Here is a 2,049-nt window from a genome sequence, read left to right on the forward strand (position 1 = left end):
GGGGCCCCGGTGGCCCCCCCCCCCCCCCGCCCCCCCCCCCCCCCGGGGGGCCCCCCCCCCCCCGGGGCCCCCCCCGCCGGCGTATACCCCCCTCCCGTGCGGCTCCCGAACCCCAGGGCCCGCATGGGTGTGGTTGGTGGCGTGGTGTCAGGTGATCGGGGCGGGATCCGCAGTCGGGGACAGCCACAGCGCGCGCAAAGTCTTGCCGGTGCCGCTTCGGTGCTGCTCGACCTCCAGACGGGTCACCAGTTGCTCCACGATGTGCAGGCCGAGGCCGCCTCGGCCATCGAGCTCTGACCGGCGCACGCGTGATATCTGGTCACCCGCGTCGCGGACCTCCGCGAGAAGCCGGCCGTCGTCGGCGCTCAGACGCAGACGCCACCAACCGGTAGCGTGACGGACGGCGTTGGTCAGCAGTTCGGACAGGACCAGGGCCACGGCTGCGGGGTCGGCCCACCGGCAGTTCTCACGCACGAACCGGGCCGCCGCATCGCGCGCCTGGGCCACACTGTTGCGGGTCGAGTCGATCTCCAACACCAGCATTCACCTCCTCGGTGTTCGCCCACACGCCTGCCCGCCCAAATACCTGGCAATCACCACAATCCCGACAGAAAGTTCCCCATCAGCTTTGTCTCGGTGGTGCCCTCCGCGGCCACCAGCTCCAGGTCGGTCCCTCGGTGGCGATCGCCGAGAGCAGGTCCTGCTGGTCCCCTCAAGACCGGCCACCCGGTCCCACTGCGCCAGAACCCACCCGGTCGAGCCGCTCCCCCTCGAATGACCGCGCAGCCCCAGCGGAGGAGCGGGAGCGGCCGTCATTCTCCACCCCGGGCCGCAGCGCCGCCGGCCACCGCCCCGGACGCCCCGCCACCCGCTGCGCCCGCGCACCTGTTCGAGCCGGCTGGCCGGGAGCAGGTGGGCGGATCCCACCCCGGCCCGGACGGTGGTCCCGTGCAGGTATCCAGCAGGACCCGGCGATGACCGATGGCGCGGCGGGCCGGTTCACCGCCACCGTCCGCGAGGGCCTCAGCGGTCCGGTCGTCGAAGCCGTGGGCGAACTCGACTACGACAACGCCCTGATCCTGCGGACCGCGCTGCACCGGGCACTGGCGGTCCGGCCGGCACCGCCCACGCTGGTGGTCGGCCTCGCGGGCCTCACGTTCTGCGACTCCTCCGGCCTCAACACCCTGCTGCAGGCCCGCATCGAGGCCGCACGTCATGGCACGGTGATCCACCTCGCCCGCCCGGCCCACGCCGTGTCCCGGCTGCTGGAGATGACCGGCGCCGCCCAGCTCTTCCCCGTCGTCCAGGAGATCCCCGCCCTACCGCATACCCGCGCCGGCTGACCAACCGAAACAACATGCCGGGGTCGTGCCCACGGTGCCCGCCGATGTCGCGCACGGCGTCTCACGTGCTGTGCGCTGCGTCCGCTCGCCTCACGCGACGCCGCGCGGGCGCGGATGGTTCGGGAACAGTCGGGCGGGTAGGTGCCGGGTATCTGCGAAACCGTGCGAACCGGCGGAGCCTCTCATCACTGTCCCGGGCCTTCTCCCACATGGGCCCGGGACGCTCGCGTTCCGACCAGGGCCAGCACGTACAGTACTGCCGGTGCGATCCCTGCCGCCCGCAGCCACTGCCGCGTCGCCACCCTGGCGCCCGCCGCCCCCGGGGCGGGCCGACTGCTCTGCCGGTTCGGCACCAGGTGCGTCCTCGGACGTGAATTCCTCGCGCGCAGACAGCCGTAGGCCGGCCGCCTCCGCGGAGGACCCGCAGCGGCTCTGGATTTGGTAGCCGCACCTCGGCCGGACTACCCGGTCCCCTATGCTGCGCTCATCCGGGGCGCGCCGGCGCCGTCCGGCGACCGCGCCGCACCGGTAAGGCCACTTCCAGTGTGCCGCTGAGTCAGGAGTCCATTGTGACCACGCGTGTTCCCGGGCGCCCTTACCGCGTCCTGCTGGTCGAGGACGACCCGGCCGACGCCATGCTCATCACGGAGGCACTGGAGGAGAAGGCGCAGCGGGAGATCGTGCGGGTCGTCAACGGTGAGGCCGC

General features: G+C 72.9%; 2 protein-coding genes. One reads left to right on the forward strand and one right to left on the reverse strand.

The window, feature by feature from the left end; all coding sequences use genetic code 11:
* Nucleotides 1-147: 147 nt before the first annotated feature.
* A complete protein-coding gene (locus tag ACFUK0_RS13905) occupies nucleotides 148-543 on the reverse strand; it encodes an ATP-binding protein (RefSeq protein WP_380249597.1) in 396 nt (131 codons plus the stop codon).
* A gap of 431 nt (nucleotides 544-974) precedes the next feature.
* Here ACFUK0_RS13905 and ACFUK0_RS13910 point away from each other — a divergent pair, with 431 nt between their 5' ends.
* Nucleotides 975-1,343: an STAS domain-containing protein gene (locus ACFUK0_RS13910; RefSeq protein WP_380249599.1), complete on the forward strand. Its 369-nt coding sequence runs from the start codon at nucleotides 975-977 to the stop codon at nucleotides 1,341-1,343.
* Nucleotides 1,344-2,049 lie beyond the last annotated feature (706 nt).

The organism is Kitasatospora sp. NPDC057223 (genome assembly GCF_042669755.1).
GTDB lineage: Bacteria > Actinomycetota > Actinomycetes > Streptomycetales > Streptomycetaceae > Kitasatospora.

Coding starts and splice junctions, on each gene's coding strand:
- ACFUK0_RS13905 (WP_380249597.1), bottom strand. CDS start 543: ATGCTGGTGTTGGAGATCGACTCGACCCGCAACAGTGTGGCCCAGGCG.
- ACFUK0_RS13910 (WP_380249599.1), top strand. CDS start 975: ATGACCGATGGCGCGGCGGGCCGGTTCACCGCCACCGTCCGCGAGGGC.